Consider the following 25,879-nt stretch of genomic DNA (forward strand, 5'->3'; position numbering starts at 1 on the left):
GCAACACCTGCAACACCTGCAACACCTGCAACACCTGCAACACCTGCAACACTAGCCGTTTCAAACGAAGTGAAGGCTGAGGAGGCCACTAACACATCAGAACAAGTACCAGTTCCAGCTGAACGTGCTGCTCCAGCCGTGACAGCTGAAACCGTGAAAACTATAGAGCTGAGACAGGCAGCAGTGCAATATCAACATCAGGAGTCATTGCAAGTTCTCAGCCAGACACAGATACAGCCTGTTGAAGATAAGGCAGTAAAGTCAGCTGAAAATGCAGAAGTTCCAAAGATAAAAGAAAGTGCAGCGGAACAGCCACAGCCCAGCGCAGAAATATCAGCTGTGCCTGCAGCTGCAGAAGTCGCTGTATTGGAAAAGACGGCTGTAAGGAAACAGGACGTAATGGTGCAAACTATACAAACAGCGGAGAACAATGAAATAAAGGCTGAAGCAAAATAGTGATTGACTGAAAGAGCCACATCTTAGGTTGAATTTAAGCACTGAAAAAAGGCACTCTGATTGATCAGGGTGCCTTTTTTAGCTTTAGGCATATTCAGCTTGCATTTTTCGGTTTGAAAACTGAACGTACGAACACAAAGGCCAAGGGAATAAAGATCAGCACCAGTACTGTGCCGAACAGCACACCGCCAAAGACACTCAAACCAATTTCTTGGCGGCTGAATGCGCCAGCGCCTTGAGCGAAAATTAAAGGGATCACACCTGCGCCAAAAGCCAGTGAAGTCATAATAATGGGTCTAAAGCGCAAGTTAGCGCCCTCTAAAGCAGCGTCTAAGATGTTTTTGCCTTGACGCTGCGCAAGGGCAGCAAACTCTATAATTAAAATAGCATTTTTACAGGACAGGCCAATGGTGGTCAGCAAGGCAATTTGAAAATAAATATCATTTGGAAAGCCGCCGAAATAGGTAAAGAGAATACTGCCGCCAATGCCTAGCGGAATAGCAAACATGACTGCGGCTGGAATAGACCAGCTTTCATATAATGCTGCAAGGCAGAGGAAAATAAAGCCAATCGAAATCAGATATAAAAACAGTGATTGATTGCTGGTTTTCTGCTCCTCAAATGACAAGCCGCTCCAAGCCAAATCGACATCTGGAATTTGCTCAAGTAAAGCGCTGACTTGCTGCATAGCTTGTCCTGAACTTACATGTGCAGTTTTATCTGCATTGATTTCAAGCGCGCTATAGCCGTTAAAGCGGTTAACTACTTCAGGGCCGCCAGACCAGCCGACAGTAGAAAAGACACTGAAGGGGACCATTTCATTGACATTATTGCGCACAGACCAATATTTCAAATCATCGGGTTGGGCGCGAAATGGCGCATCGCTTTGCATCATCACGCGTTTAATGCGGCCGCGGTCAATAAAGTCATTAATGTATTTTCCGCCGAGCGCAGCGGATAAAGTATTGTTAATGTCGTTGATTGCAAGCCCAGATGCCATTGCTGCTTTTTGATCAATATTAACCGCAAGTTTCGATTTATCTGGCGCTGCACGTTTATCCAAATTTTCCAAAGCATCAAAATGAGCGGCTTCATTTTTAATCAGTTTAAATTGCTGATTGAGAAAATTACGTCCAGCACCGTTAATGTCCCGTACCCAAAAGCTTAAACTGTCAGTGTCGCCTAAGCCAATAACAACAGGAGGCATAGAGAGATTAATGCGCGCATTTGAGTTATTTGCAAAATATTGATTGGCGCGCTCACGTATGGCATTGGCGCTATTGGCTTTACCAGAACGCTGATCCCACGGCTTTAATTTGATAAAACCTTGCGCTAAATGCTGTCCCGAACCTGAGCGGTTACGGCCATAGCGCAGCATGACTAAATCAATATTGTCTTTTTCATATTGCAGGAGATACTGCCGTACAGACTCACCGATTTGCATGGTTTGTGTCATGGGCGCATTGTCTTGCAGGGTAATTTGCAAGCTTAATCGGCCTTGATCTTCATTTGGCAGGAAGCTGGTTGGCAAAGCGCGGTAAAAAAGCGCAAAGATGATAATTAAAGCGCCAGCAATGACCAAACTGCAGAGCTTATACTGAATAGACAGCGCAGACAGGCCTAGATATTTATTTTTAACTGTATTTAGAGCTTGATTAAAGCGTACTGCCCAGCGTGCAGGCTGCGGGTTTGGCTTTAAAATTAAAGCGCACAGGGCAGGTGTCAGCACCAATGCTGCAGCCAAAGAAATGCTCATGGCTGTAATTAGTGTAATGGCAAACTGGCGGTAAATCACGCCGGTAGAACCGCCAAAAAAAGCCATTGGAATAAATACGGCAGTCAAGACAAGTGTAATACCGACAAGAGCGCCGCTGATTTCATGCATGGATTCAAATGAAGCCTGTTTTGCAGTCATATGCTGTTCATGCATCAGGCGTTCAACATTTTCCACCACCACAATAGCGTCATCGACCAGCAAGCCAATGGCCAGCACCAGTGCAAATAAGGTCAGTGTGTTAATACTCATGCCCAGCAGCCAAAGCACTGCCATGGTTCCCAGTAAAACCACTGGAACGGTGATGGCTGGAATTAACGTTGCACGCCAGCTTTGCAAAAATAAAAACATCACGATGATAACCAATAGAATCGCTTCAAATAATGTTTTTACGACTTCTTTAATCGACTCACGGACAAATGGCGTATTGTCATTTGGGTAAACAAGTTTATAGCCTGCCGGCAATTTTTGACTAATACGCTCTACGGTGTCCTGAATGCGTTTAGAGGTTTGAATCGCATTTGCGCCTGAAGACAATGATATGGCCATACCTGCGGACGGGTAGCCGTTGATGGTGTTATTGGACTGATAGTTTTCAGCGCCAATTTCCACACGGGCAACATCTCTTAAATAGACATAACTGCCGTCAGTATTGGCTTTTAATATAATATTTTTAAATTGTTCAGCTGTTTTCAGTTTTGAGCCAGAGGTGACTTTGGCATTTAAGTACTGCTCTGCTGTAACGGGCAATTCACCTATGCCGCCTGCAGCCACTTGCGTATTCTGCGCTTCAACGGCTTGCTGAATATCGCTTGGCATCAGTTTAAACTGTTTGAGTTTATTTGGGTCCAGCCAAATACGCATCGCAAATTTAGAGCCGAATACGTCAACTTCACCGACACCTTCGACACGGCCCAGTTCATTTTCTAAATGAGTCAGCAGATAATCAGACAACTCAATATTGGTGCTTTTTCGGCTTTCATCATAGAGTCCGACTACCATGAAGGTATCGCCTAATGATTTCAGCACATTTACCCCTTGACGCTGCACCTCATTGGGCAGGCGGCTCAGTACGCCATTCATGGCATTTTGCACTTGCACCTGTGCAGTATCCGGGTCTGTACCGTTTTCAAAGCTGATATTGATACGGCTGGAACCGTTGGAGTCGCTGCTGGAGCTGAAATACAGCAAATGATCTAAACCAGTAATCTGCTGTTCTAATACTTGAGTGACACTTTCTTCAACAGTCTGTGCATCTGCGCCTGAGTAATTGGTGCTGATGGAAATACGCGGCGGAGCAATATCTGGATAACGCTCAACAGGCAGGCTGTTTAAGGCAAATAGGCCTGCAGCCATGACAAAAATGGCAAGTACAAAAGCAAAAATAGGCCGCTGAATAAAAAATTTAGAAAGCATGGCGAAAAATATTTTCCGTGTGTACTGCCATATCCATAGACATACGGGCAGATCAAGTCACTGGCTGAAAAAATAAAAATATACAGATGCTGAGCGTTAAATGCAGCACCATGTTTATAACCTATAAAAATGAATAGAAAATGTATATTTACAACAATATAAAAATAACATGGCTAAAATTTATTATCATTCATCATAATAGCGCATAAATGTAGTGGTTTGATTTTGCTGGCCTGCAGCCGGCAGGCTATTTTTTGCTGAATTCTGTTAGCGCCGTCAGTCAAAAAATCAGCAAGATATACTGCTAATTACAGGGGCAAGGGAGTGAATGCATGCAGAATACAATAGATATGGTACACAGTATTCAGCAATTGGCGCAGCAGCAAAATTTGGATGAGGTTTTAACGCAAATTCAGCATTTGAATGCGGCAGATATTGCGCTGATTTTACAGGCGCTGGATATTTCTGTTCAGGTCAGTTTGCTGCATATGCTGGAAAACAAAGCTGAAGTTATCACGTTTTATCCCTTAGAGGCGCAAATTGAACTTGCGCAGCATTTGCCCATACAAGATTTGGCGGAAATGATTGAGCATATGCACTCTGATGACAGTGTCGATATTGTCAAAGCTGTCTCGCCCATTATACAAAAACAGCTCTACACACGTTTAAGCTTAAGTAAGCGGATACAAATTCGAGCATTGGCGGCTTATAAAGAAGAGTCTGCCGGCGCGATCATGAGTTTAGATTTTGCAACTTTGCCAGAAGGATTCAGCATTCAGCAGGGGCTTGATTATTTGCGTGAAAGCGCTTCAAACCCTGCAACCCTATATGAAATATATATTGTCAATGCAGTGCGCCAGCTGCAGGGCGTTATTTCATTGCGCGAAATGGTTTTAGCGCCGCCAGATGCTTTAATTCAATCTGTGATGACGACAGAACTGATTTATGCCTATGCCGACGATGACCAAGAAAGTGTTGCGAATAAACTCAGTCATTATGATTTTATTGCGTTGCCGATCGTAGACCGTGAAGGCTGTTTACTCGGCATTGTGACTTATGATGATGCAATGGATGTTGTGAATGAAGAAACGACAGAAGACTTTTTAAAAGCTAGCGCGGTGAGTACCACAACCAAAATGAGTATGAAAACAGCGCCGATACTGCTGCTGTACCAAAAACGGGTATTTTGGCTGGTGTTTTTGGTTTTTGGCAGCCTGCTGTCAGGTTTGGGTATTGCGCATTATGAAGACATTATTGCTGCCAATTTGGTGCTGGTATTTTTCTTGCCTTTATTGGTTGGAAGCGGCGGCAACGCAGGCTCACAGTCAGCAACCTTAATGGTTCGGGCGCTGGCGACTGGAGATGTGCATTTTAGAGACTGGTTTAAGCTGCTGGGCCGTGAAATTTTGGTGGCGCTATGCTTAGGCGGCACTATGGCCGCTGCCGTATCGCTGCTGGGCTATTTCAGAGGCGACATTATGGTTGCGCTGGTGCTTGCGCTGAGCATGATCGGTATTGTCATGATGGGCTGCCTCATTGGCATGAGTCTGCCCTTTATTTTGCAAAAGCTGAAACTTGATCCTGCCAGCGCATCCGCGCCCTTAGTGACTTCTATTTGTGATGCTGCAGGTGTGCTGGTTTATTTGTTTATTGCCTCGCAATTGTTACTTTAATGTGAATATTAAGCACTATCTGATGCCGCTCAGCTCTGAGCGCTGTACCTCGCTAACCGAATATGATTTATTTGCAATATAAGCAAGCAATTGAGCATCAGTATGGCATCCGCAGATCGGCAGAATAAAATAGAAAAAAGAATGTCACATCAAGACATCATCCGTTTAGAGCGTGACTTGGCCAAATTTGCCAATATGATGGACTCGGTCGTCCGTATTCCCTTTACCAGACAAGGGGTGGGGGCGGATGCTGCGCTCAGTACAATCCCAATTGCTGGCGATGCAGCAGGCTTTGTGTTGACCTGCTATGCCATTTATAAAGCGAAACAGATTGGTGTGCCGCAAGAAAAGCTAACCCCTGTGATGAAAATGGCAGCAGTTGATGCTGTGGTTGGATTTATCCCAGTTGCAGGGACGGTATTTGATATTTTTATCCGTCCAAGCCGCAAAGCGCTGGATGTGGTGCATGAACATATACGTACAGAATACCAAATCCAAAGTGACTCACACGTTGTGCATCCATTTTTGCATGAGAAATTAGAACAGAAGCAGCAGCAGTCCGCTTTTTGGCGAAATCCTGTCATTGCATGGCTATGGCTGCATATTCCAGATCTTTTAGGACTGTTCTTTATTGTACTTTTGGGTATCGCAATGTGGATTGGCGGTACTGCGCTGTGGCAGTGGTATCAATCCTTTATGACTGGCGGATAACTGTATAAGCTTTTATATGCCATTCGGGCAAAGCTAATTTGCCCAGAATAAAAAAAGCCTCCATCTGGAGGCTTTTTTTAGAATTACGTTTTAGATGCTTATGGGCAATCTAACTGCTGTAATGCAGCAACACGCTGTTCAATTGTCGGGTGCGTTTGGAACAAAGCAGCTAAGCTGAAACCTTGTTCTTTACCTGCAGAGATTGCAAAAGCTTTCATCTCTTTCGGCATTGCATCTGGCATTTCTGATTCAGCTTGTAGGCGAAGCAGTGCAGAAATCATCGCTTGTTTGCCAGCTAAACGTGCGCCAGCTTCGTCTGCACGGTATTCACGGTAGCGTGAGAACCACATAACAATAGATGAAGCTAAGATACCAAAGACAATATCCAGCACAATGGTAATCACGAAATATGCGATACCCGGCGCTTCGCCTTCTTCACGGCCAAATACGTTGCGGTCAATAAAATCACCTGCGACACGGGCAAAGAACATTACGAAAGCATTGACTACGCCTTGTACTAGGGCCAATGTCACCATGTCGCCATTGGCAACGTGACCGATTTCATGGGCAAGTACAGCACGAAGTTCGTCTTTATTCATGCGCTCCAGCAAGCCGGTTGAAACCGCAACAAGCGCATCATTTTTATTCCAGCCAGTCGCAAACGCATTTGACTGATAAGAAGGGAAAATACCAACTTCAGGCATTTTGATGCCTGCGCGTTGAGAAAGTTGTGCAACTTCCTGTAATAGCCATGCTTCCGCTTGGCTGCGCGGCGCATTCGGGTCGATAATTTCAGTACCTGTGGTTTTTTTTGCCATCCACTTTGACATGAACAGAGAAATTAAAGAACCAACCATACCAAACACAAAACAGATTACCATCAGGTTGCCAAGCTGTAAGCCGCCTGCGCCGTGGTAACTGCCGACACCGAAGAGTGACAAAATAATGCCAGCTACAATCAGTACCGCGAGGTTGGTTAGCAAGAACAAACCAATCCGCATCATTGAGAAAATCCTCGTATTAGGAAAAAATAATCTGATCTGCAAATCATAATCATTGCAGTCAATATGAGGTGAAAGCAGCAGAAATTCAAGAAAAAATTACGAAAAGCGCAGTTTTTTATTCGCTGATATATAGCCGGGCTGAAGCGCTTGCATGTGCAGTTGCATATGAGCCTGCTGGCGCATCCGTAAATGAGCCGTCTGCAGCTTGAATAATTTGGCGCTGATATGGATTCGATTTTGGGGCTGCTGCTTGTATTGAATCATTATTGGAGCTGGCAATGATTTTGGCATTGGCCGGTAGATTGCTGCTGGCAGATAAACCGATGCCGCCATGATATAAGTTTTGAAAACGGCTGTTGACGCGGCGCACATAATCTTGTGTTTCGCGGAAGGGCGGCACACCGCCGTATTTTTGCACATTGCCTTCGCCGGCATTATAGCCTGCCAGCGCTAAGGTCGTGTTGCCATTAAAGCGTTTTAACAGCCAAGCTAAATAACGTGCGCCAGCCATAATATTTTGATGCGGATCATAAGCATTAGAAACATTAAAGCGGCGGGCTGTTGCCGGCATCAGCTGCATCAGGCCTTGTGCGCCGACAGGAGAGCGTGCATTGACGTTAAACCCAGATTCAGTATGCATAACGGCTTTAATTAAACCTTCAGCGACACCATGCTGGGCCGAAGCCTGTTTAATAATGCTGTCAAAAGCATTTTTGTTGCGGCTATAGCTAGGCAAGACTGAAGATTCACTTGAACCCCAGTTGCTGTATGTATGAATATTGCTGTCTGGGTAGTAAGTAACTTTTACTTTGGTTAATGATTTGTCCGCACTTTTGCGGTTAGTCATTAGTGTGCTGCCATTATTGTCTTTATAGATATAGATTTGACCAGCAGATACAGACCCTGCGCCTAAAATTGATGCAGAGCCTAAAATGAACAGAGTAAAAATTCCAAGTTTATTATTCATTATGATTTCAAAAAAATCTGTCCCCAAACAGTTAAAACAGAGTGTAGCAAAAATAAAAAGGATGAAAAGCTTTATGCTGCGTATTTATCGGTTAGTTTGTAAAAATCAAGTCATTTTGCCGAAGCATTAATCAAAAAAAATATTTATTTTTTTTTAATGAGCATAACTTGACACACTTAAACCATTGATATTTAATGCTTATTAAATTGATCAAAAAACGATCAATTTAAATGGAAGCCTTAAAATAAGGGAGACGCACCTTGTCAAGCCTTTTAGAATCCACAAAGTTATCCACAGGTTTTGTGGACAACTGTGGAAAAGTCCAAAAGATAAGCATCTTGGTGTTTTTTTGAACTGCAACGTTCAAATATGCAGGAAGAAGATTGCGTGAATATGACCATATTTTAACAATTCATCGAAATTACATTCTTTTGATGCGGCGGACAGCTGAATCGGATAAAATTGCGCGGTTATTTTATTTATGGGCATATCGCGTCTATGTACTCGCCAGTTGAGTCCGAACAAGGATTTAATTTCAAGCCAGAGCTGCCAACCAGCTCAGCTTATTACCGTTTGCTGAAAAAGCTCCGCCGCCAAGTTGGTCATGCGATTCGTGATTTTAAAATGATCGAAGACGGTGACAAGGTAATGGTCTGTATTTCTGGCGGTAAAGACAGTTATACCTTGCTGGATATTTTGCTTCAGTTCCAGCGTATTGCGCCAATCAGCTTTGAAGTGGTTGCAGTTAACCTTGACCAAAAACAGCCAGGTTTCCCAGAAGAAGTACTGCCGCGTTATTTAGAAGAAAATAACATTCCGTATTATATCTTGGAAAAAGACACCTACAGTATTACGAAAAAACTGACACCTGAAGGCAAGACTTACTGTGCAGTATGTTCACGTCTGCGCCGCGGCTCGCTTTACGGTTTTGCGCAAGAGATCGGTGCGACTAAAGTAGCTTTAGGTCATCACCGTGATGATATCTTGGCAACTTTCTTCTTGAATCTGTTCCATGGCGGCAGCCTAAAAGCGATGCCTCCGAAGCTGTTGTCTTCAGACAAAAAGAATATCTTGATTCGTCCGCTGGCGTATGTGGAAGAGAAAGACATTATTAAATATGCAGAAATGCGTAAGTTCCCAATTATTCCGTGTAACTTATGCGGATCGCAGGAAAACTTACAGCGCGCGATATTGAACGATATGCTGCGTACTTGGGATAAAGAATATCCAAAACGTTTGCACAGTATTTTTGGCGCACTGCAAAATGTATCGCCATCGCAGCTGGCTGACCGTGAGCTGTTTGATTTTGAGGCGCTGGACAGCGAACGTGAGTTTGATTTCAAAAACGGCAGCTGCTCGACAGAGGAAGCTGCAGAAGGCGAAAGCAAGCGCATCAATATGGTGAATTTGGGCTTTGCTGCAGAATAAGCTGTACAAGCTATAAAAAAGCATCTGAATCATCAGATGCTTTTTTTATGTATTTGATTTTGTTTAAAGATGTATAAAAAATATAAAAACTGAACGGTGCGTGCAAAATTCTTTAGCCATTTGCTAAGTGATCATGCTATAACAGGCAACAAGCAATAAGTGCTTCTTAATGATGCCATCTGGATAGATGACACACAATGAACAAATAGATAGAGGTAAGAACATGCCGGCTTTTTTAACTGATGATTGGTTTTCAACTGTGGAAACTCTAACTGCTCAAGCAGGTGATTTGAATTTGCCTCCTGCATTGTCAAGCCTAGCTATTAATTTAGTTGTAGCAGATGCTGCAGGCAATACTGAATTGTCTTTAGATGGCGGCGCGATTAAGAAAGGCCTGTCTTCAGATGCAAAAACAACATTGAATATGGATGCAGAAACTTTACGTAAAGTATTCCTAGAGTTTGATATGGCTGCAGCAATGCAGGCATTTATGACAGGCAAAATAAAAGTTCAAGGCGATATGTCTCAGTTGATGGCGCTGCAAACTGCTAAGCCTAGCCAAGAACAAAAAGATTTGTTTAAGAAAGTGCTTGAGCACACAGCTTAAGGCCTACATAAAAAAAAAGCTTACCTTTAGGTAAGCTTTTTTTTTATGCCTTCAATTTTACAGTACAGCCTAATTCAGTTTTGCTGTATTAGATTTTCACCAGCTGCGGTGTCGTCTTAATATGCTCAACATAGGCGCGGATACGGGTCACGTATTGTACTGCTTGGCGATAACGGCCATTACTGGCTTTATTGTTATCTAAATAAGCATAAAGGTTCACCCATTTATTCGGGTTCTTGCCTTGCGACTGAATGCGCTTTTGGATCTGGCTGACAGCGCCTGGCCCCATGTTGTAGGCTACGAGAGCATACCAGTTGCGGTCAGGCAGCGGGATATGCGCATAGCGGCTCAGCATTTGATCATAATACTTAGCGCCGCCCTGAATGCTCTGAGCTGGATCTGTACGGTTGCTGACCCCCATTGCTTTTGCAGTGCTGTTGGTCAGCATCATAATGCCGCGCACGCCAGTAGGCGATACCGAATTAGGTTTCAGGTATGACTCTTGATAGCCGATAGCGGCCAATAAATGCCAATCTAAATCATACTTTTGAGCTGTTGATTTAAAGCTGGCTTTATAAATAGGCATACGGTTGCTGAGATCACGCTGGATAGAATCCCAAGATTCTTGCTTAACAACATTGCGGTTATAGAATGATGCTAACTTTTGCAGTGTGCCTGCTTGTTTTGCACGGCAGATGTAACCGCTGGCAGTATCGCTTAATGGGTCATTTGCAGATTTAAACACCCAGTTTAAATCACTGCTGAGACCATTTTTTTGCATAGAAACTGTTTCGCCGCATGTTGCAGAGAAAGAAGTCAGCTGTTTGGCTTCGATGCTGCTGATGCTGGCAGTTGTCATCGCAAAGTTCGCTTTGCCTTGCTGGACCATTTCTAGCGCTGCTGCGTTGTCTTTTACCGTTTTAAACTCTAAACGTACTTTCAGGCTATCAGCGTAGTTGCGCACTAAGTCATAGCCGAAGCCATGCTTAATTTGCCCGTCTTGGAATACGGTGGTTGGGTTTGCAACAGAAACCACAACTAATTTGCTGCTGTTGACTACACTGTCAAACTGATGTGCAGTTTTGCTGGCACTGATGCTATGCAATGGGATGAATGCGGTGCTGAGTGCTAGCGTTTTAAGAGAGAGAGAAAAAAATGAGTTAAGGCAAAGCCTCGACCCAGAAGTTGAACTGCTGTGCATGTTGTCTCCGCTACACGTAATTTATGCCCTAAAAAGTAAAAAGCGCAGTGCTCTAGACTTTCTAAAAGTTTGATAAATTCAATAAGGGGTGGGCAGTCATGAACGTCATTCAAAATGACTTTGGAAATTGGGAAATATGTAGAAAAACTACATTGGTTAAAAAACAGACTGAATTAAAAGATGTGCGAATAATAGAGATGAAAAAAACGATTGTCAAACTTTGTGCGTAATTTATTACTTTTTTGTGACATAAGGTAATGTTTTTATTGGAAAATTTATTTTATATAGTTTTTGTGTGCAGGAAAACGGTCAGAAACACAGGTTTTATGTAACTGTTTTGATCAATTGTTAAGCTTTTTTTATGCAAGAAAAACTTAGCAAATCGAATAATGAGCGAAGTTTTTAGCCATGATTTATAGCTGAATTTTTAAATATTTTTATTGCTAAAAACGATTAATTTAATCGTTAAAATATATTAATGGTTTTTTAATAGGGATATTGGGAGGGTACGCTGTGAACCGCGTGTCACGGCTTTTTCGTGGAATTTAAGCATTATTTTTATACAGTATTCTGAAATGCTGTTTGTTTGTTAAATAGGCAATAGTTGCTTGCGGGTAAATTACGATTTCTCTTTTAGGTTTTAGGCTGCTGATATTGAATATGGGTGATATACCAATTTTTTTTGCCGCTGGGGGTAACTACAAAAATTTCATCATCTATAGATTTACCTAGACACGCTTTTGCTATAGGTGACTGGAGTGAAATATAGTCTTTGCGTCCATAAATTTCTTCATCTCCTACGATTCGGAACTGAATAGTTGTGCCTTCGTCATTTTCTAATGTTATCCAAGCGCCAAAATATGCTTTGCCATCTTGTTCAGGGCTGTATTCTACTTTATATGCCACTTCAAAAAGCTTAGTTAAAAAGCGGATTCTGCGGTCTATTTCGCGCAGTTTTCTTTTATTGTAATGGTAATCTGCGTTTTCTGACCGGTCGCCGAGGCTGGCAGCCCACGATACAATTTTGGTAATTTCAGGGCGTTCCTTGCGCACGAGGTCATTCAGTTCATCTTGCAGGCGCTGATATCCTTCAGCGGTCAATAATTTACGGTTCAAAAAAGCTCTCCACAGCCTATGAGTGTATCTGCATATGAACTCTATATGTGAATAGGCCATAACTTCAAGTGCTTTTAAACAGAGACCGCGATTCAGCTGTATGAGGCAGAAGCTTTGCTGTCTCAATTTATTTCTGAAGCTGTATTTATTTCGATTATATTGAATAGATTCCTTTAGAAATAAGAACTTATTTTTCATGAGCATTTTGATATGTGTTCGATAAGGCGGCACAGGCTTAAAACGTTGTCCAGCAGCCCTCAGTTATCAATCAAGTCTTTGAAATGTTAGTTAACTCTGTCTTTTTGTCATTCTGCAAGCTTTTAAATGCAGCATTTGTTATCGCTGTTTGAGTTGCGCAAGGAGTTGAGTTTGCATGAAGATGCTGCTGAAAAAATGGGGGGAATGGGTCTTTTACTGATCTCTATCGTGCTTGGCAATGAGGTGCAGATGAAAAGACAAATGGTTTAATCAGCGCCTAGATAAATGGGCCGTAATTTGTATAGCTATATAGGTGTGTATATTTCAGAAATTAGTCAATGTTTGAATCATCATCTAAGTACAAGGTTTAGCTTGAAAAGTTTGAGTTAGGCCGTGGCAGCAACATGCTATTGCACTTTAAATATTGCTCTAAGGCTTTTAAAAAGAGTCAATTGCATACTTTTTAAGTAAACAGCAGATCTAGGCTTTAAAAATGACGAAAAAGATTTGCCATTCTGTAGGAATATTTATATTATAGCGGCCATGGAAGCGTGGCAGAGCGGTTTAATGCACCGGTCTTGAAAACCGACGAGGGCTTATACCCCTCCGTGAGTTCGAATCTCACCGCTTCCGCCAAATTTTGAATTAAGCTCTTGTATTTACAAGGGCTTTTTTCTTGTCTGTATATTTATCCTGTCTTCTAAAAAATCAATTATTATTTAGCAAATTTTTGTGTGAGTCTTATCTGTAAAGGGCAGATTAATCCAGTGCTGTATTAATCATGCAATGGATTAGTATTTTGCTTGGCCTGTATTATTTTTATTTAATCAATTGAACTGTTCGTATATCACCAAAAATCAAAAAAGACTTTTGTAAAGTTAGAGAGCTGCTGAGCTTAAATGTGCTGTGAAAACTGCATTTTGTGATGATAGAGCAGCGGTGATAAACGCCGAAAAGAGAATATTGCTCCGCCAGTTTTCAAAAAATATTTGGGCCAATGGCTGCAAGATAAATAAACCTTGATTTGGGGCGCTGCATCACTGCTAAAGCTGCATAACCCTCTTTTGGATAGGAGAGTTATGTGGCTGAACATAGTCACATCACAGTCAAAGCGTTATGATAGCGGCATTACTGTTTTGGAATGCGCTATGAAAATCGTTGCAGATGAAAATCTGGCATTTACAGATTATTTTTTCAAAGATTTTGGTGAAATACATCAGGCTGCGGGGCGTACCTTAACGCATGCAGACGTGCAGGATGCAAATGCATTGTTGGTGCGGTCAGTAACGAAAGTCAATGAGGAACTGATTACAGGCACAGCTCTAGAGTTTGTCGGCAGCGCAACGATTGGAACAGATCATTTGGATATTTCTGCTTTAGAGAGGCAGGGTATTGCGTGGTCAAATGCAGCAGGCTGTAATGCCCAAGCTGTTGCAGAATACGTGATTACGGCTTTATTGAAGCTGCAGCCTGAATTGATCGATGCAAATGGGCAATTTACGCTAGGGGTTGTCGGGTTAGGAAATGTAGGTGCCCGTTTGGCTTATATGGCGAAATTATTGGGCTGGAACGTTATTGGTTTTGATCCATTCGTTCAGCATAATCATATTCAGCAAGTTGAGTTTGCAGCATTATTAAAGTCAGCTGATGCGGTGACAACACATGTTCCATTAACCCAAACAGGCAAGTATCCAACACATCATCTCATTAATGCGGGCGCTTTGGCTTTAATGAAGCCGGAAGCGATTTTAATTAATTCTGCGCGCGGTCCTGTGGTGGAAGAGGCTGCGCTTATTGCAGATATTCAAAACACACAGCGTAAAGTTGTATTAGATGTTTTTGAGCATGAGCCTGAAATTTCACAGCAATTGCTCGATTTGGTCAGTATTGTGACACCTCATATCGCAGGCTATAGTCTGGAAGGCAAAGCACGCGGTACACAAATGATTTATGAGGCATTTTGCAAAAATTTTGCTCATACGGCGCATAAAAGGTTTGAGAGCCAGCTGCCTGCATGTGATCAATATTTCTATGGCAATGATATTAAAAAAACGCTGAAACAGCATCTTTGTAAAATTTACGATATTGCTCGTGATGATGCCAATTTAAGAGCGACCTTAAAAGATGCAAAAGTTGATCAAAAAGCATTTGATCATTTACGTAAAACTTATCCCTTGCGCCGTGAATGGGCTGCACATGGCGGGCCAAAAGCATGAGTCAGTCAGTATTGAATTTTCAGCCGACCTGCAGTTTAGATGCAATGCGCGCACGGGCAAAAATGTATGCGCAAATCCGTCAGTTTTTTGCTGAACGCGATGTTTTAGAAGTTGAAACACCCGTTTTATCGCAGGCGGGTGTGACAGATGTTTATTTATCTTCTGTTCAGGCGCAGCGTCATGTACTGGGTAAAAAACAGACGCATTATTTACAGACTTCACCTGAGTTTGCAATGAAACGCCTGCTTGCCAGCGGCAGCGGCCCAATCTATCAAATTTGCAAAGTATTCCGTGATGATGAACATGGGCGTAAGCACAACAGTGAATTTACGATGCTGGAATGGTATCGGCCGGCATTTTCACTCAAAGACCTAATGTTGGAGGTTACGGATTTATTGAATGCGGTGCTGGCGCAGCGCTTTGGTGAAGTACGTCCAACCATTTACAGTTATAAACATGCGTTTATGGACCGTTTGGATCTAAATCCGCTGAAAGCGACATTAGCCGAATTGAAGGAGGCTTGCCGCCGTGTAGGTCTGAGTCTAGATTTAGGTGATGACCGTCTGGGCTATATCGACTTGCTGTTTTCTCATGTGGTTGAGCCGAGCCTTGGTTTTGATACGCCTGTGTTTTTAACAGATTTTCCGCCTGAATTGGCATCATTGGCTAAAACGCGTATAGATGATGACGGTGAGTTAGTTGCAGCACGATTTGAGCTTTATATCGAAGGTTTGGAGCTTGCAAATGCTTATGATGAGCTGATAGATGCAGATGTGCTGCGCAGCCGCTTTGAGGCGGATAATCGTGAGCGTGAGAAGCTTGGTTTACACGTGATGCCGATTGATGAGTATTTACTTGCAGCTTTGCCAAATATGCCTGAATGTTCGGGTATTGCATTAGGGATTGACCGCTTATTAATGGTGGTTTCTGAACAAATGCATTTGGAAAAAGTGATTTGTTTTCCAGCTGATGTGTCATAAATTTAAATAAATGACGCAGCAATAAAAAAAGCGCCTAAATCGGCGCTTTTTTTATTCTTGCTTAAGATTGAAGCTGGGGCTGTTTTGCTTTCAGCTCTTCAATTGCCTTGATGCGGCGCTGGATGAGCATTTCACCAATATCAGGGCCTTGCACATCTGGCGGCAAATCTTGTGCTTTAATACTGCGCACTACTTGCATCGCATCAAGTACATATTGCGCTTGAGGATATTCACGATTTTCTAGGCCTAAACGGCCGCGTGAATCGCATTCACAGGCTTGAACAAAGGCTTCTACACGTTCAGGACGGCGCAGCACATCTAAGCGCTGCAGCAAACGCCAAAGAGTTCCCGGCTTTAAGGTTAGCGCTTGATGGCATTTCAAATGCTCTTTACATACAGCGAGTGCCAGCTGTTTAGTGTAGGTTGGCACTTTTAGACGTTCGCAAACTTCAGTCACAGGCTTCAGGCCGCGTTCTTCATGCATAATATGGCGCGGCCATTCTTCTTGCGGAGTCAATGCTTTGCCTAAGTCATGCAGCAATACGGCTAAGCGCACATCCAGTGAGCAGTTCGCGCGGCAAGCTTGCTGTAAAGACATCATGGTATGAATGCCGCAGTCAATTTCCGGATGGTATTCAGGACGCTGCGGAATGCCATACAAGGCATCCAGTTCTGGAAATAATACTTTTAACGCGCCGCATGAACGAAGTACTTCAAAATATTCATCAGCATGATCTTCCATGAGCGCGCGTGAAGTTTCTTTCCATACACGCTCAGGTGTCAGCGCTTGAAGTTCACCGGAATCTGCCAGCTGCCGCATCAGATCCAGCGTTTCTGGCGCTACAGTAAAATCAAGGGCTTTGTAACGGGCAGCAAAACGGGCAATACGCAATACACGTAAGGGGTCTTCAACAAAAGCATCTGAAACATGGCGCAGGATTTTATCCTGTAAATCTTTTTGACCCTGATAGGGATCATAAATATTACCGTCACAGTCCATGGCAATTGCATTGATTGTCAGGTCGCGGCGGATCAAGTCCTGCTCAAGGGTGACGCTGGTATCGGTGTAGAATTCAAAACCGTGATAACCGTGACCGGATTTGCGTTCGGTACGCGCTAAAGCGTACTCATCTTTGGTCTCTGGATGTAAAAAAACTGGAAAATCTTTACCCACAGGCTGGTAGCCTTGGGCAAGCAGCTGCTCAGGCGTTGCGCCAACAACAACATAATCTTTTTCGTGATAGGGGTAACCGAGCAGCTGATCGCGCACAGCACCACCTACTAAATAAACTTGCATGAAAAAACCTCTATTCTTGCAGTCATCATGCAACAGAATAGAGGTTTTCTCAAGTCACAAAGTTGGATTCAGCTGGCTAAATCACAATGTGTTTTTTTCGTATTCCTGAATTTCTGCAACGGTTAAAGCAGTCATATTCACTAAACGGCGTGTTGTCGCTGTAGGTGTTAAAATATGAACTGGTTTCGCTGCGCCTAACAGAATCGGGCCAATCGTCACATTATTGCCAGAAGTTGATTTCAACAGGTTGAATGAGATATTGGCAGCATCCAAATTCGGCATAATCAGCAAGTTAGCAGAGCCTTTGAAGCGAGAGTTCGGGAATGCGAAACTGCGGATGTTTTCATCCAGTGCAGCATCGGCATGCATTTCGCCTTCAACTTCAAGTTCAGGTGCAATTTCACTCAAAATTTCAAATACTTTACGCATTTTTTGAGCGCTTGGATCATTTTGATCTGAGCCAAAGCTTGAGTGAGAAAGCAATGCAACACGTGGAGTCATACCAAAACGGCGAACTTCTTCAGCAGCTAAAATGGTCATTTCAGCCAGCTGTTCAGCTGTAGGATTGGTATTTACATAAGTGTCAGCAATGAACAGGTTGCGGTCTTCAAGCATTAATGCATTGAGTGTAAAGAATGTGCTGCGGCCTTCTTTTAAGCCGATTACATTTTTCACGAAATCTAAATGGATGTCATAGCTTGAATATGTACCGCACAGCATGCCGTCAGCAAGGCCATGGCGTACCAGCATCGCTGCGATCAATGTCGAACGGCGGCGTGATTCACGCTGTGCATATTCAGGTGTTACGCCTTTACGCGCCATGATTTGGTAGTAATCATCAGCAAATTTTTCGTAATCAGGGTTGTTTTCTTGATCAACAATCGTGATATTCACGCCGTTTTCAAGTCGTAAACCTAATTTTTTGATATTTGCTTCGATAACCGCAGTACGGCCAACCAAGATTGGTTTTGCCATGCCTTCATCAACAGCAATTTGCACTGCGCGAAGTACGCGAAGATCTTCACCTTCAGCATATGCAATACGTTTAGGATCTGTTTTTGCTTGGGCAAAAATTGGCTTCATAATGAATGCTGAGTTGTAAACAAACTCAGACAAACGCTGATGATAAACTGAGAAATCTTGGATAGGGCGAGTCGCAACACCTGATTCCATTGCCGCACGTGCGACTGCAGGCGCAATTTCAAGAATTAAACGCTGATCAAGCGGGCGGGGAATAAGGTAGTCACGGCCAAATGATGCAGATTTTTCACCATAAGAGGCAGCATCTGCTTCAACGTGCGCCATGCGTGCAATTGCGTGTACGCAGGCAATTTTCATCTCTTCGTTAATTGTGGTTGCGCCAACATCCAATGCGCCGCGGAAAATATACGGGAAGCAAAGCGCATTGTTTACTTGGTTCGGATAGTCCGAACGGCCAGTTGCCATAATGACGTCTGGACGCGCTTCGTGAGCGTGTTCAGGCAGAATTTCTGGGTCTGGGTTCGCCAAAGCAAAGATAATTGGATCAGCAGCCATTTGCTTAACCATTTCTTTGGTCAAAATGCCAGCAGCAGAAAGGCCTAGGAACATATCTGCGCCTGCCATCACATCAGCAAGCTGTGTGCCTTCGATGTCTTGAACGTATGCTTTTTTAGACTCATCCAAACCTTCACGTTTGGCCGTCAATAGACCGCGTGAATCTGCGACGATAATATTTTCTTTTTTCGCGCCAAGTGCGCAAAGCAAGTTCAAACATGAAAGGGCTGCAGCGCCTGCACCAGAAGCGACGATTTTGATCTCTTCAATTTTTTTGCCATTCAGCTGCAATGCGTTAAGCAAAGCTGAACCAACAATAATAGATGTGCCGTGCTGATCGTCATGGAATACAGGAATATTCATGCGTTCACGAAGTTTTTGCTCAATATAGAAGCATTCAGGCGCCTTGATATCTTCAAGGTTAATCCCGCCAAATGTCGGTTCTAAAGCTGCAACGATATCTACGATTTTGTCTGGATCATTTTCAGCAATTTCGATGTCAAATACATCTACACCGGCAAATTTCTTGAACAGTACACCTTTGCCTTCCATAACCGGCTTAGATGCTAGAGGACCAATGTTGCCTAGCCCCAGTACGGCTGTACCGTTACTGACGACTGCAACTAAGTTACCGCGCGCTGTGTAAAGCGCTGCAGTAGACGGGTCTCGTTCAATCTCTAAACATGGTGCTGCGACACCTGGAGAGTAAGCTAAGGCTAAGTCATGCTGGTTGACCAGCTGTTTACTTGGAGTAACGCTGATTTTTCCTGGAGTTGGAAACTCGTGATAATACAATGCCTGCTGTTTTAAAGATTGATCGTCCATCTGTATCTCGATTGTTTTAAGTTGCCCAGAAAAACTGGAGTGTAATTGCTTCTAATGGTCTTGAATATATCACTTGTTAGACAGTTGGGACAGTCGAACTGTGCGCTTTTTTGGGATGGCAGCCTCTAAAGGCACTGTCTTATATTCAGTAACTATAAGTCGCTGATTGTGTATTTTGCTCTAAATATTGGGTTGCTTCTTGTTCCGGGAGCGGTTTGGAGAATAAGTAACCTTGTGCAATGTCACAGTTTAAGTCTTGCAAATATTGCATTTGCTGCTCAGTTTCAATGCCTTCTGCGACTACAGTCATGCCCATGGCTTTCCCCATAGCGATCATGGCGCTGATAATCGCTGTTTGCTTGTCTTGCCCTATTTTAGATACAAAACTGCGGTCAATTTTCAATATATCAATTGGAAAATCAGCAAGATAGGATAGTGAGGAATATCCTGTGCCGAAGTCATCCAATGAAATATGAATGTTCCGCTGTTTAATTTCATTTAGGGTGTTTTTGATTTCGTCAGAATTTTCCAGCAACGATGATTCTGTAATTTCTAATTCTAAATTACTGCCGGAAATTTGATTTTTCTGAATGGCATCATCTAAAACTTCAAGCAGCTGGCCGCGGCGCAATTGCTGTGCAACGATGTTGACTGATACACAAATGTTATTAAAGCCCAGTTCTTGCCATTGTTTGATTTGTTTGGCTGTTTGCTGAATTACGATACGGCCGATGTCTGAAATAAGGCTGGTTTGCTCTGCTAACGGAATAAACAGTGCAGGAGAAATAATGCCTTTTTCTGGATGATTCCAGCGCACCAGTGCTTCAAATCCGCAGACATTTTTATCGTGGAAATTAATTTTAGGCTGATAATAAACCATTAATTCATTGTTTTGGATTGCTTTACGCAGGTCGCGTTCTAAGAAAATGCCTTGCTCCAGCAGCGCAGTATTTTCAGAAGAATAATAACGCGTGGTGTTGCCGCCAAGTGTTTTTGCTTCGGTCAGCGCCTGTTCTGCGCAATTGTTTAAGTAGTCCAGCTGACGGCCATGCTCTGGGTAAAATGCAACCCCCATAGAAATGGTAATCAGATGTTCTTGATTGGCAATATTGAAGGGCTGGCTGAAGGCTTTGCGGATACGTTCACAATGGCCTTGTATAGAAGGGCGGATGCGTGAAATTTCATGCACAATTGCGAAGTCATCGCCGTTTAAGTGCGCCATAAATAAGGCATCGGCATTGGTTAGACGCAGACGCTGCGCCACTTGGCGCAATAATTCATCACCGCCGTTATGGCTTAAATATTCATTGAGCGGACGGAAGCGGTCAATATTGAGGCGAATAATAGCCAGCTGAGAGTCACGCTGTGTAACCAGCAGTTTATGCAGCTGGAAGTTGTAGTAAAAGCGGTTTGGCAGATCCGTCAGGGTATCGTAATTTTCTAAATAGGAGAGGCGCTGTTCCTGCAGTTTGCGTTCGGTTAAATCTGACACGATACCAATATAATGCGTTACTTTATGATCTTCATCTGTGATGGCATTAATGTGCATCCAGAGCGTTAGCTCTTTGCCAGAGAGGAATTTTTCAGTCAGTTCACCGTCAAATTCGTTCATGTTCATTAGCTGTTTGATGACTGAATAATGCGCGCTGCGCTGCTGTGATTTATTATTAGCCGTAATATCGAATAGATGTTTACCCAAAATTTGCTGGCTTTTGAAGCCCGTCAGTTTTTCATAATAAGGGTTGACATCGATATAGCAGAGTTCGTCATCTAAAATAAAAATACCTTCTGCAGCTTGCTCAAGTACGCTGGCAGCCAGTTTAATCCGTTCCTGAGAAAGGCGTTCCTTTTGAATATCGCGGCGGATGCCGACCATGCGCAGCGCTTTATTGTTAGTTGAATCACGTTCAACAACACGGCCGATATCATGCACCCAGCTCCATTTTCCTGACGTATTTTGAATACGGTAGTTTACCTCATAGCGGTCTGTTTCGCCGCGTAAATGAGTTTTCATCGTATTTTTAAAATGATCGAGATCATCTGGATGAATCATACTTTGCAGCTGTATGCGGTGCTGCTTAGAATCACGAATCAATTTTTCGTGTTTATGGTTCGTTAGCCAAATTTTTCGGTCTTTAATATTCCAGTCCCATGGACGCAGGCCAGCAATTTCATGCGCTAATATTAAGTTTTCTTGCTGATTTTCTAAGTTCTTATTCATTTGCTCAATATCAAAAGTACGTTCACGGACTTTTTGTTCAAGCAATTGGTTATTCAGCTGCAGCTGCTGTTCAATGTCTTTGGAATGGCTGATTTCATTTTGCAGCTGTTTGCACAGGTCATCGGCCCATTCAACTTGCTGTTCAGCATGTTTCGTTAATAGTTTGTTGCGGGCATAGGCAGAACTGAGGCGGTTATTGATGCGGTATGAAGTTGTTGCGCAAAGCAGAATGACGATTAAGCCAAAATTGATGGCTAGGCTGAACAGATGGTTGGATTCACCAATAAATATAAATTGTGCAAATAGGTAGGGCACAATAGATGGTAAAAAAGTTAAGCAGAAATAATTGAGCTTCTGCGTGAGATAGGTCAAGCTGAAACTTTGAGAAACAATCAGAAGCAAAGCGGAAAGTGTTAAAGCGTGAATTTGTTCGAAATGTAAATTAATTTGCGGTAAGTGATAGAACAGGATGTAAATACCGCTTGCGATTAAGCAGCCGACAATAAAGCATTGCAGCTGCAGCCAGCGGTGAGCCGCGGTTAATTGGTATTGGCCAGGTTTAAAATAAACTGTGCTGACTAGCCAAAACAGGCTCACAATAATTTCTGTACCAATAAACCAAATATTAAAAATGGAGGTTTCTGTATGAAAATAAATTTGGTAGATGCAGAAGATATAAAGGCAAACGATTAGAATACTGGTGAGAAAATAGCGGCTCAGGCGCAGCGTATTTGCAATTTGGGCAGTATGGCTATACTGCTTGATGTATTCATATTGATCTTCCGTCATGGATATCAATGCCTTATTTCAATGTAATAATTAAAGTCATTTTTTATAGGCCTAGCTTTATAAAAGCTCGAAATCCTTTCAAGGCCATACATTTTTATGTAAATAAGGTTAATTGGCTAAAGCACAAAAATCAATCAATTCTGATACAAATCTACAAAAAATCAGACGAAGTCATTGATTAGTCGATAGTTCAAGATGGAAAGAGCAACAACAGGCGCAGTTTCGGTGCGTAAAACACGGTCACCGATACACCAGTTGGCAAATCCAGCTTCATTTGCAGCAATAATTTCAGTTTCACTTAAGCCGCCTTCAGGGCCAATGAGCAGCGCAATATCACGTGCAGCATTGGCTAAAACATCTGTTTGGTCCTTGTTAGGGGCGAGCACGAGTTTAGTTGCTGGCAGTTCAGATGCAAGCCATTTGTCTAAACTGACCGGTGCAAGGATTTTTGGCACGATGTTTAGGCCGCATTGTTCGCAGGCAGCAATCGCGATGCCTTGCCAGTGATCCAGTTTCTTTTGATCACGGTCGTACTTTAAACGCATTTCACAGCGTTCAGAGGTCAGCAGCTGAATTTCTGCAACACCGAGTTCCACCGCTTTTTGAATGGCATAATCCATACGGTCGCCTTTGCTCATGACTTGACCCAAGAGAGCCGTAAAATGAGGTGTGCGGTTGCTTGGATTGAATTGCAAAACTTGGACGGCAGCCGACTTTTTAGCGACTTCAACCAATTCAACATGGTATTCGCCACCTTGCCCATTGAACAAAGTGGCAGTTTCTCCCACTTGAGCACGTAAAACTTTTACCCAGTGATGAAACACTGTTTCCGTTAATTCAACAGTCGTATCAACAGTTAAATCAGCTTCAATATAAAAACGTGGCATTAAAGTTTTACTCTCAAATAGGTCGAAATGTCTTATGCAAGACCGAGGTCTTTCACAAGTTGACGTGTAGGGTCAGTGGTATTCATGGTGTAGAAGTGCAGGCTTGGCGCACCGCCGGCAATCAGGCGTTCGCACAGTTTCACAATCACTTCATGACCAAAGGCTTTGATTGAATCTGTGTCATCGCCATAGGTTGCTAATTGCTTACGAATCCAGCGCGGAATTTCTGCACCTGTACCGTCTGCAAAGCGGATTAGATTGCTTGCATTGGTAATTGGCATAATGCCGGGCGCAACTGGAATATTCACACCTTCTTTTTGAATGCGCTCTACAAAGTAGAAGTATGCATCTGGATTAAAGAAGAATTGTGTCAAGGCAGCATTTGCGCCTGCATTGGCTTTGTCGCAGAAACGTTTGATATCTAAATCGAAGCTGTCTGCTTGCGGGTGCATTTCAGGATAGGCTGCAACTTCAATTTTGAAGTGATCACTTGAATGCTCACGGATGAAACGCACTAAGTCGGTTGCGTATGGCAATTCGCCTAAGCCTACTTGACCAGACGGCAAATCACCGCGCAGCGCCACAATACGGTCAATGCCTTGTGATTTATACAAATCCAACAATTCAGCAATACGTTCTTTACTGTCACCAATACATGAAAGATGAGGGGCAACAGGTGTGCCTTTGCCGTTGAAATCATTCAAAGTTGACAATGTGCGTTCACGGGTAGAACCGCCCGCACCATAAGTCACAGAGAAAAATTCAGGATTCAGTAACTGGAGTTCTTGGTGTACAACTTTAAGCTTTTCCGCACCAGCATCAGTTTTGGTTGGGAAAAACTCAAAGGAAATTGGAATCTGTTTTGACATGTTCAAATCCTTTTTTATAAATACGGTTGTTTATTATTTCCCTCATCCCAGCCTTCTCCCTAAGGGAGAAGGGACTTCCATTATGAAAGTAATAGTTATTTGGAGTTAACATCAAATTTGCTTTCACAATGAAGAGTTCCCTCTCTTGCGCTGAGCTTCAAAGCAGTGCTTGAAGCACGCTCAGGAGAGGGTTAGGGAGAGGTATTTATAAAACTTAGTATTTATAAGCCTCAGCTTTGAACGGGCCTTCAACCTGAACACCGAGGTAATCCGCTTGTTCTTGAGTCAAAGTTGTCAATACGCCGCCGAAACCAGCAACCATTGCAGCAGCAACTTCTTCGTCTAATTTCTTAGGAATCAGTTCTACGCGGATTGCAGCTTGTTTTTGATCTTCAGGAAGATCAGCAAATTTTTCAGCGAACAAGTGCATTTGGCCCAATACTTGGTTAGCAAAAGAACCATCCATAATACGCGATGGGTGACCCGTTGCGTTGCCAAGGTTCACTAAACGGCCTTCTGAAAGAAGGATCAAGTAGTTATTCTCGTCTTCTGAACGGTAAACTTGGTGTACTTGCGGCTTCACTTCAACCCACTTGTAACCGCGCAGGTAGTTGGTATCGATTTCAGTATCGAAATGACCGATGTTACAAACAACAGCGCCCGCTTTTAATGAATCAAGCATTGCAGCGTCACATACGTGGTAGTTACCAGTCGTCGTTACGATCAAGTCAGTGTTTTGAAGAAGGTCAAGGTTGATATCTTCTTTCTTGCCAGTTTGCACGCCGTTTTTGTACGGAGCAACAACTTCGTAGCCGTCCATGCATGCTTGCATTGCGCAGATTGGGTCAACTTCAGTGACACGTACAATCATGCCTTCTTGACGAAGTGATTGAGCAGAACCTTTACCTACGTCGCCATAACCGATTACAAGCGCACGGCGGCCAGATAAAAGCATATCTGTACCGCGTTTGATTGCATCGTTTAGTGAGTGGCGGCAGCCGTATTTGTTGTCGTTTTTAGACTTGGTTACAGAGTCATTTACGTTGATTGCAGGAACTTTTAAAGTGCCGTCGCGGTGCATTTCGTAAAGACGCTGCACGCCAGTAGTGGTTTCTTCAGTAATACCGTGAATTTTAGCGATCACTTCAGGATATTTTTCGTGAACAAGCGCAGTTAAGTCACCGCCATCGTCCAGAATCATGTTGGCATCCCAAGGTGTGCCGTTTACGTTAATTTGCTGTTCTAAGCACCAAACGTATTCTTCTTCAGTTTCGCCTTTCCAAGCAAATACAGGAATACCCGCAGCAGCAATTGCTGCAGCAGCGTGATCTTGCGTAGAGAAAATGTTGCAAGAAGTCCAGCGAACTTCTGCGCCTAATTCAACTAGAGTTTCAATTAAAACTGCAGTTTGAATGGTCATGTGGATACAGCCAAGAATTTTCGCGCCAGCAAGCGGTTTAGCTGCTGCATAGCGTTTGCGAAGACCCATTAGGGCTGGCATTTCTGCTTCTGCAAGCTTGATTTCTTTACGGCCGTAATCAGCAAGTGAAATGTCGGCAACTTTATAATCTGTAAATGAAGCATTAACCGCGTTCATCACGATCTCCTATATTTAAAAAAATTGATCATTATGTTCGCGGATGCCGTTGTTGATTGGAGCGAGTGTCCAACCGAATCGTCGAGCCTAGCGATCTTATATTTAGTGCCT

The 25,879-nt window shown here is 43.1% G+C and carries 20 protein-coding genes and 1 tRNA gene; 10 read left to right on the forward strand and 11 right to left on the reverse strand.

Annotated features, from left to right (window positions below; genetic code table 11):
• Positions 1–456: hypothetical protein (locus D7V32_RS17245; protein ID WP_213072542.1), on the forward strand; the 456-nt coding region annotated here is incomplete at its 5' end.
• Between the two features lie 94 nt (positions 457–550).
• Here the strand turns inward: D7V32_RS17245 and D7V32_RS05115 are convergent.
• Positions 551–3,646, reverse strand: coding sequence for a multidrug efflux RND transporter permease subunit (locus D7V32_RS05115; RefSeq protein ID WP_120401835.1), 3,096 nt, complete (start codon positions 3,644–3,646; stop codon positions 551–553).
• A gap of 332 nt (positions 3,647–3,978) precedes the next feature.
• Here D7V32_RS05115 and mgtE point away from each other — a divergent pair, with 332 nt between their 5' ends.
• Together mgtE and D7V32_RS05125 are read left to right on the forward strand one after the other, a co-directional pair.
• Positions 3,979–5,319 carry a magnesium transporter gene (mgtE, locus tag D7V32_RS05120; RefSeq protein ID WP_120401836.1) on the forward strand — a complete coding sequence of 447 codons (1,341 nt, stop codon included), beginning with the start codon at positions 3,979–3,981 and terminating at the stop codon, positions 5,317–5,319.
• A gap of 102 nt (positions 5,320–5,421) precedes the next feature.
• A complete protein-coding gene (locus tag D7V32_RS05125; RefSeq protein WP_120401837.1) occupies positions 5,422–6,030 on the forward strand; it encodes a DUF4112 domain-containing protein in 609 nt (202 codons plus the stop codon).
• Positions 6,031–6,128: 98 nt separating this feature from the next.
• Here D7V32_RS05125 and htpX read toward each other — a convergent pair whose 3' ends face one another.
• Positions 6,129–7,034, reverse strand: coding sequence for a protease HtpX (htpX, locus tag D7V32_RS05130; protein ID WP_120401838.1), 906 nt, complete (start codon positions 7,032–7,034; stop codon positions 6,129–6,131).
• A 115-nt stretch (positions 7,035–7,149) separates the two neighbouring features.
• A complete protein-coding gene (locus D7V32_RS05135) occupies positions 7,150–8,001 on the reverse strand; it encodes a lytic transglycosylase domain-containing protein (protein WP_120401839.1) in 852 nt (283 codons plus the stop codon).
• 498 nt (positions 8,002–8,499) lie between these two features.
• On the opposite strand from D7V32_RS05135, the gene ttcA reads away from it, so the two are divergent.
• Positions 8,500–9,429: a tRNA 2-thiocytidine(32) synthetase TtcA gene (ttcA, locus tag D7V32_RS05140; RefSeq protein ID WP_120401840.1), complete on the forward strand. Its 930-nt coding sequence runs from the start codon at positions 8,500–8,502 to the stop codon at positions 9,427–9,429.
• A 223-nt stretch (positions 9,430–9,652) separates the two neighbouring features.
• Complete coding sequence (locus tag D7V32_RS05145) at positions 9,653–10,036, forward strand: SCP2 sterol-binding domain-containing protein (RefSeq protein WP_120401841.1); 384 nt, start codon at positions 9,653–9,655, stop codon at positions 10,034–10,036.
• An 88-nt stretch (positions 10,037–10,124) separates the two neighbouring features.
• Here D7V32_RS05145 and D7V32_RS05150 read toward each other — a convergent pair whose 3' ends face one another.
• A complete protein-coding gene (locus D7V32_RS05150) occupies positions 10,125–11,237 on the reverse strand; it encodes an MltF family protein (protein ID WP_120401842.1) in 1,113 nt (370 codons plus the stop codon).
• Between the two features lie 98 nt (positions 11,238–11,335).
• Here D7V32_RS05150 and D7V32_RS17685 point away from each other — a divergent pair, with 98 nt between their 5' ends.
• A complete protein-coding gene (locus tag D7V32_RS17685; protein ID WP_265936379.1) occupies positions 11,336–11,467 on the forward strand; it encodes a hypothetical protein in 132 nt (43 codons plus the stop codon).
• A 403-nt stretch (positions 11,468–11,870) separates the two neighbouring features.
• On the opposite strand, the gene greB is transcribed toward D7V32_RS17685, so the two are convergent.
• Positions 11,871–12,353 carry a transcription elongation factor GreB gene (gene greB, locus D7V32_RS05155; RefSeq protein ID WP_120401843.1) on the reverse strand — a complete coding sequence of 161 codons (483 nt, stop codon included), beginning with the start codon at positions 12,351–12,353 and terminating at the stop codon, positions 11,871–11,873.
• A 324-nt stretch (positions 12,354–12,677) separates the two neighbouring features.
• Between greB and D7V32_RS17250 the strand changes: the two genes are divergently transcribed.
• The 4 genes from D7V32_RS17250 to epmA all read left to right on the forward strand — a co-directional run bounded on the left by D7V32_RS17250 (position 12,678) and on the right by epmA (position 15,747).
• Positions 12,678–12,821 carry a hypothetical protein gene (locus tag D7V32_RS17250; protein WP_171407586.1) on the forward strand — a complete coding sequence of 48 codons (144 nt, stop codon included), beginning with the start codon at positions 12,678–12,680 and terminating at the stop codon, positions 12,819–12,821.
• Between the two features lie 275 nt (positions 12,822–13,096).
• Positions 13,097–13,187 (forward strand) — tRNA-Ser (locus D7V32_RS05160).
• Positions 13,188–13,699: 512 nt separating this feature from the next.
• Positions 13,700–14,767: a 4-phosphoerythronate dehydrogenase gene (locus tag D7V32_RS05165; protein WP_120401915.1), complete on the forward strand. Its 1,068-nt coding sequence runs from the start codon at positions 13,700–13,702 to the stop codon at positions 14,765–14,767.
• Complete coding sequence (gene epmA / locus D7V32_RS05170) at positions 14,764–15,747, forward strand: EF-P lysine aminoacylase EpmA (protein ID WP_120401844.1); 984 nt, start codon at positions 14,764–14,766, stop codon at positions 15,745–15,747. Before D7V32_RS05165 ends, epmA begins: the two co-directional genes overlap by 4 nt.
• Before the next feature lie 61 nt (positions 15,748–15,808).
• On the opposite strand, the gene D7V32_RS05175 is transcribed toward epmA, so the two are convergent.
• The 6 genes from D7V32_RS05175 to ahcY form a co-directional block, all read right to left on the reverse strand.
• Positions 15,809–17,044, reverse strand: coding sequence for a multifunctional CCA addition/repair protein (locus tag D7V32_RS05175; protein ID WP_120401845.1), 1,236 nt, complete (start codon positions 17,042–17,044; stop codon positions 15,809–15,811).
• A gap of 81 nt (positions 17,045–17,125) precedes the next feature.
• Entirely contained in the window at positions 17,126–19,405 is a 2,280-nt protein-coding gene (locus D7V32_RS05180) for an NADP-dependent malic enzyme (RefSeq protein ID WP_120401846.1), read from the reverse strand.
• 145 nt (positions 19,406–19,550) lie between these two features.
• Positions 19,551–22,415, reverse strand: a complete 2,865-nt coding sequence (locus D7V32_RS05185; RefSeq protein WP_120401847.1) for a bifunctional diguanylate cyclase/phosphodiesterase — start codon at positions 22,413–22,415, stop codon at positions 19,551–19,553.
• A 161-nt stretch (positions 22,416–22,576) separates the two neighbouring features.
• Complete coding sequence (locus D7V32_RS05190; protein ID WP_120401848.1) at positions 22,577–23,302, reverse strand: 16S rRNA (uracil(1498)-N(3))-methyltransferase; 726 nt, start codon at positions 23,300–23,302, stop codon at positions 22,577–22,579.
• Positions 23,303–23,334: 32 nt separating this feature from the next.
• A complete protein-coding gene (gene metF / locus D7V32_RS05195) occupies positions 23,335–24,171 on the reverse strand; it encodes a methylenetetrahydrofolate reductase [NAD(P)H] (RefSeq protein WP_120401849.1) in 837 nt (278 codons plus the stop codon).
• A 214-nt stretch (positions 24,172–24,385) separates the two neighbouring features.
• A complete protein-coding gene (gene ahcY / locus D7V32_RS05200) occupies positions 24,386–25,768 on the reverse strand; it encodes an adenosylhomocysteinase (RefSeq protein ID WP_120401850.1) in 1,383 nt (460 codons plus the stop codon).
• Positions 25,769–25,879 lie beyond the last annotated feature (111 nt).

The organism is Acinetobacter tianfuensis (assembly GCF_003611465.1).
Lineage (GTDB): Bacteria > Pseudomonadota > Gammaproteobacteria > Pseudomonadales > Moraxellaceae > Acinetobacter > Acinetobacter tianfuensis.

Excerpts from the sequence above, each read along its gene's own strand:
- D7V32_RS17250 (WP_171407586.1), top strand. The coding sequence starts at position 12,678 with ATGCAGCATTTGTTATCGCTGTTTGAGTTGCGCAAGGAGTTGAGTTTG.
- D7V32_RS05185 (WP_120401847.1), bottom strand. The coding sequence starts at position 22,415 with ATGACGGAAGATCAATATGAATACATCAAGCAGTATAGCCATACTGCC.
- D7V32_RS05190 (WP_120401848.1), bottom strand. The coding sequence starts at position 23,302 with ATGCCACGTTTTTATATTGAAGCTGATTTAACTGTTGATACGACTGTT.
- D7V32_RS05165 (WP_120401915.1), top strand. The coding sequence starts at position 13,700 with ATGAAAATCGTTGCAGATGAAAATCTGGCATTTACAGATTATTTTTTC.
- D7V32_RS05125 (WP_120401837.1), top strand. The coding sequence starts at position 5,422 with ATGGCATCCGCAGATCGGCAGAATAAAATAGAAAAAAGAATGTCACAT.
- epmA (WP_120401844.1), top strand. The coding sequence starts at position 14,764 with ATGAGTCAGTCAGTATTGAATTTTCAGCCGACCTGCAGTTTAGATGCA.
- mgtE (WP_120401836.1), top strand. The coding sequence starts at position 3,979 with ATGCAGAATACAATAGATATGGTACACAGTATTCAGCAATTGGCGCAG.
- htpX (WP_120401838.1), bottom strand. The coding sequence starts at position 7,034 with ATGATGCGGATTGGTTTGTTCTTGCTAACCAACCTCGCGGTACTGATT.
- ttcA (WP_120401840.1), top strand. The coding sequence starts at position 8,500 with ATGTACTCGCCAGTTGAGTCCGAACAAGGATTTAATTTCAAGCCAGAG.
- D7V32_RS05180 (WP_120401846.1), bottom strand. The coding sequence starts at position 19,405 with ATGGACGATCAATCTTTAAAACAGCAGGCATTGTATTATCACGAGTTT.
- D7V32_RS05145 (WP_120401841.1), top strand. The coding sequence starts at position 9,653 with ATGCCGGCTTTTTTAACTGATGATTGGTTTTCAACTGTGGAAACTCTA.
- metF (WP_120401849.1), bottom strand. The coding sequence starts at position 24,171 with ATGTCAAAACAGATTCCAATTTCCTTTGAGTTTTTCCCAACCAAAACT.
- D7V32_RS05115 (WP_120401835.1), bottom strand. The coding sequence starts at position 3,646 with ATGCTTTCTAAATTTTTTATTCAGCGGCCTATTTTTGCTTTTGTACTT.
- D7V32_RS05135 (WP_120401839.1), bottom strand. The coding sequence starts at position 8,001 with ATGAATAATAAACTTGGAATTTTTACTCTGTTCATTTTAGGCTCTGCA.
- D7V32_RS17685 (WP_265936379.1), top strand. The coding sequence starts at position 11,336 with ATGAACGTCATTCAAAATGACTTTGGAAATTGGGAAATATGTAGAAAA.
- D7V32_RS05150 (WP_120401842.1), bottom strand. The coding sequence starts at position 11,237 with ATGCACAGCAGTTCAACTTCTGGGTCGAGGCTTTGCCTTAACTCATTT.
- D7V32_RS05175 (WP_120401845.1), bottom strand. The coding sequence starts at position 17,044 with ATGCAAGTTTATTTAGTAGGTGGTGCTGTGCGCGATCAGCTGCTCGGT.
- ahcY (WP_120401850.1), bottom strand. The coding sequence starts at position 25,768 with ATGAACGCGGTTAATGCTTCATTTACAGATTATAAAGTTGCCGACATT.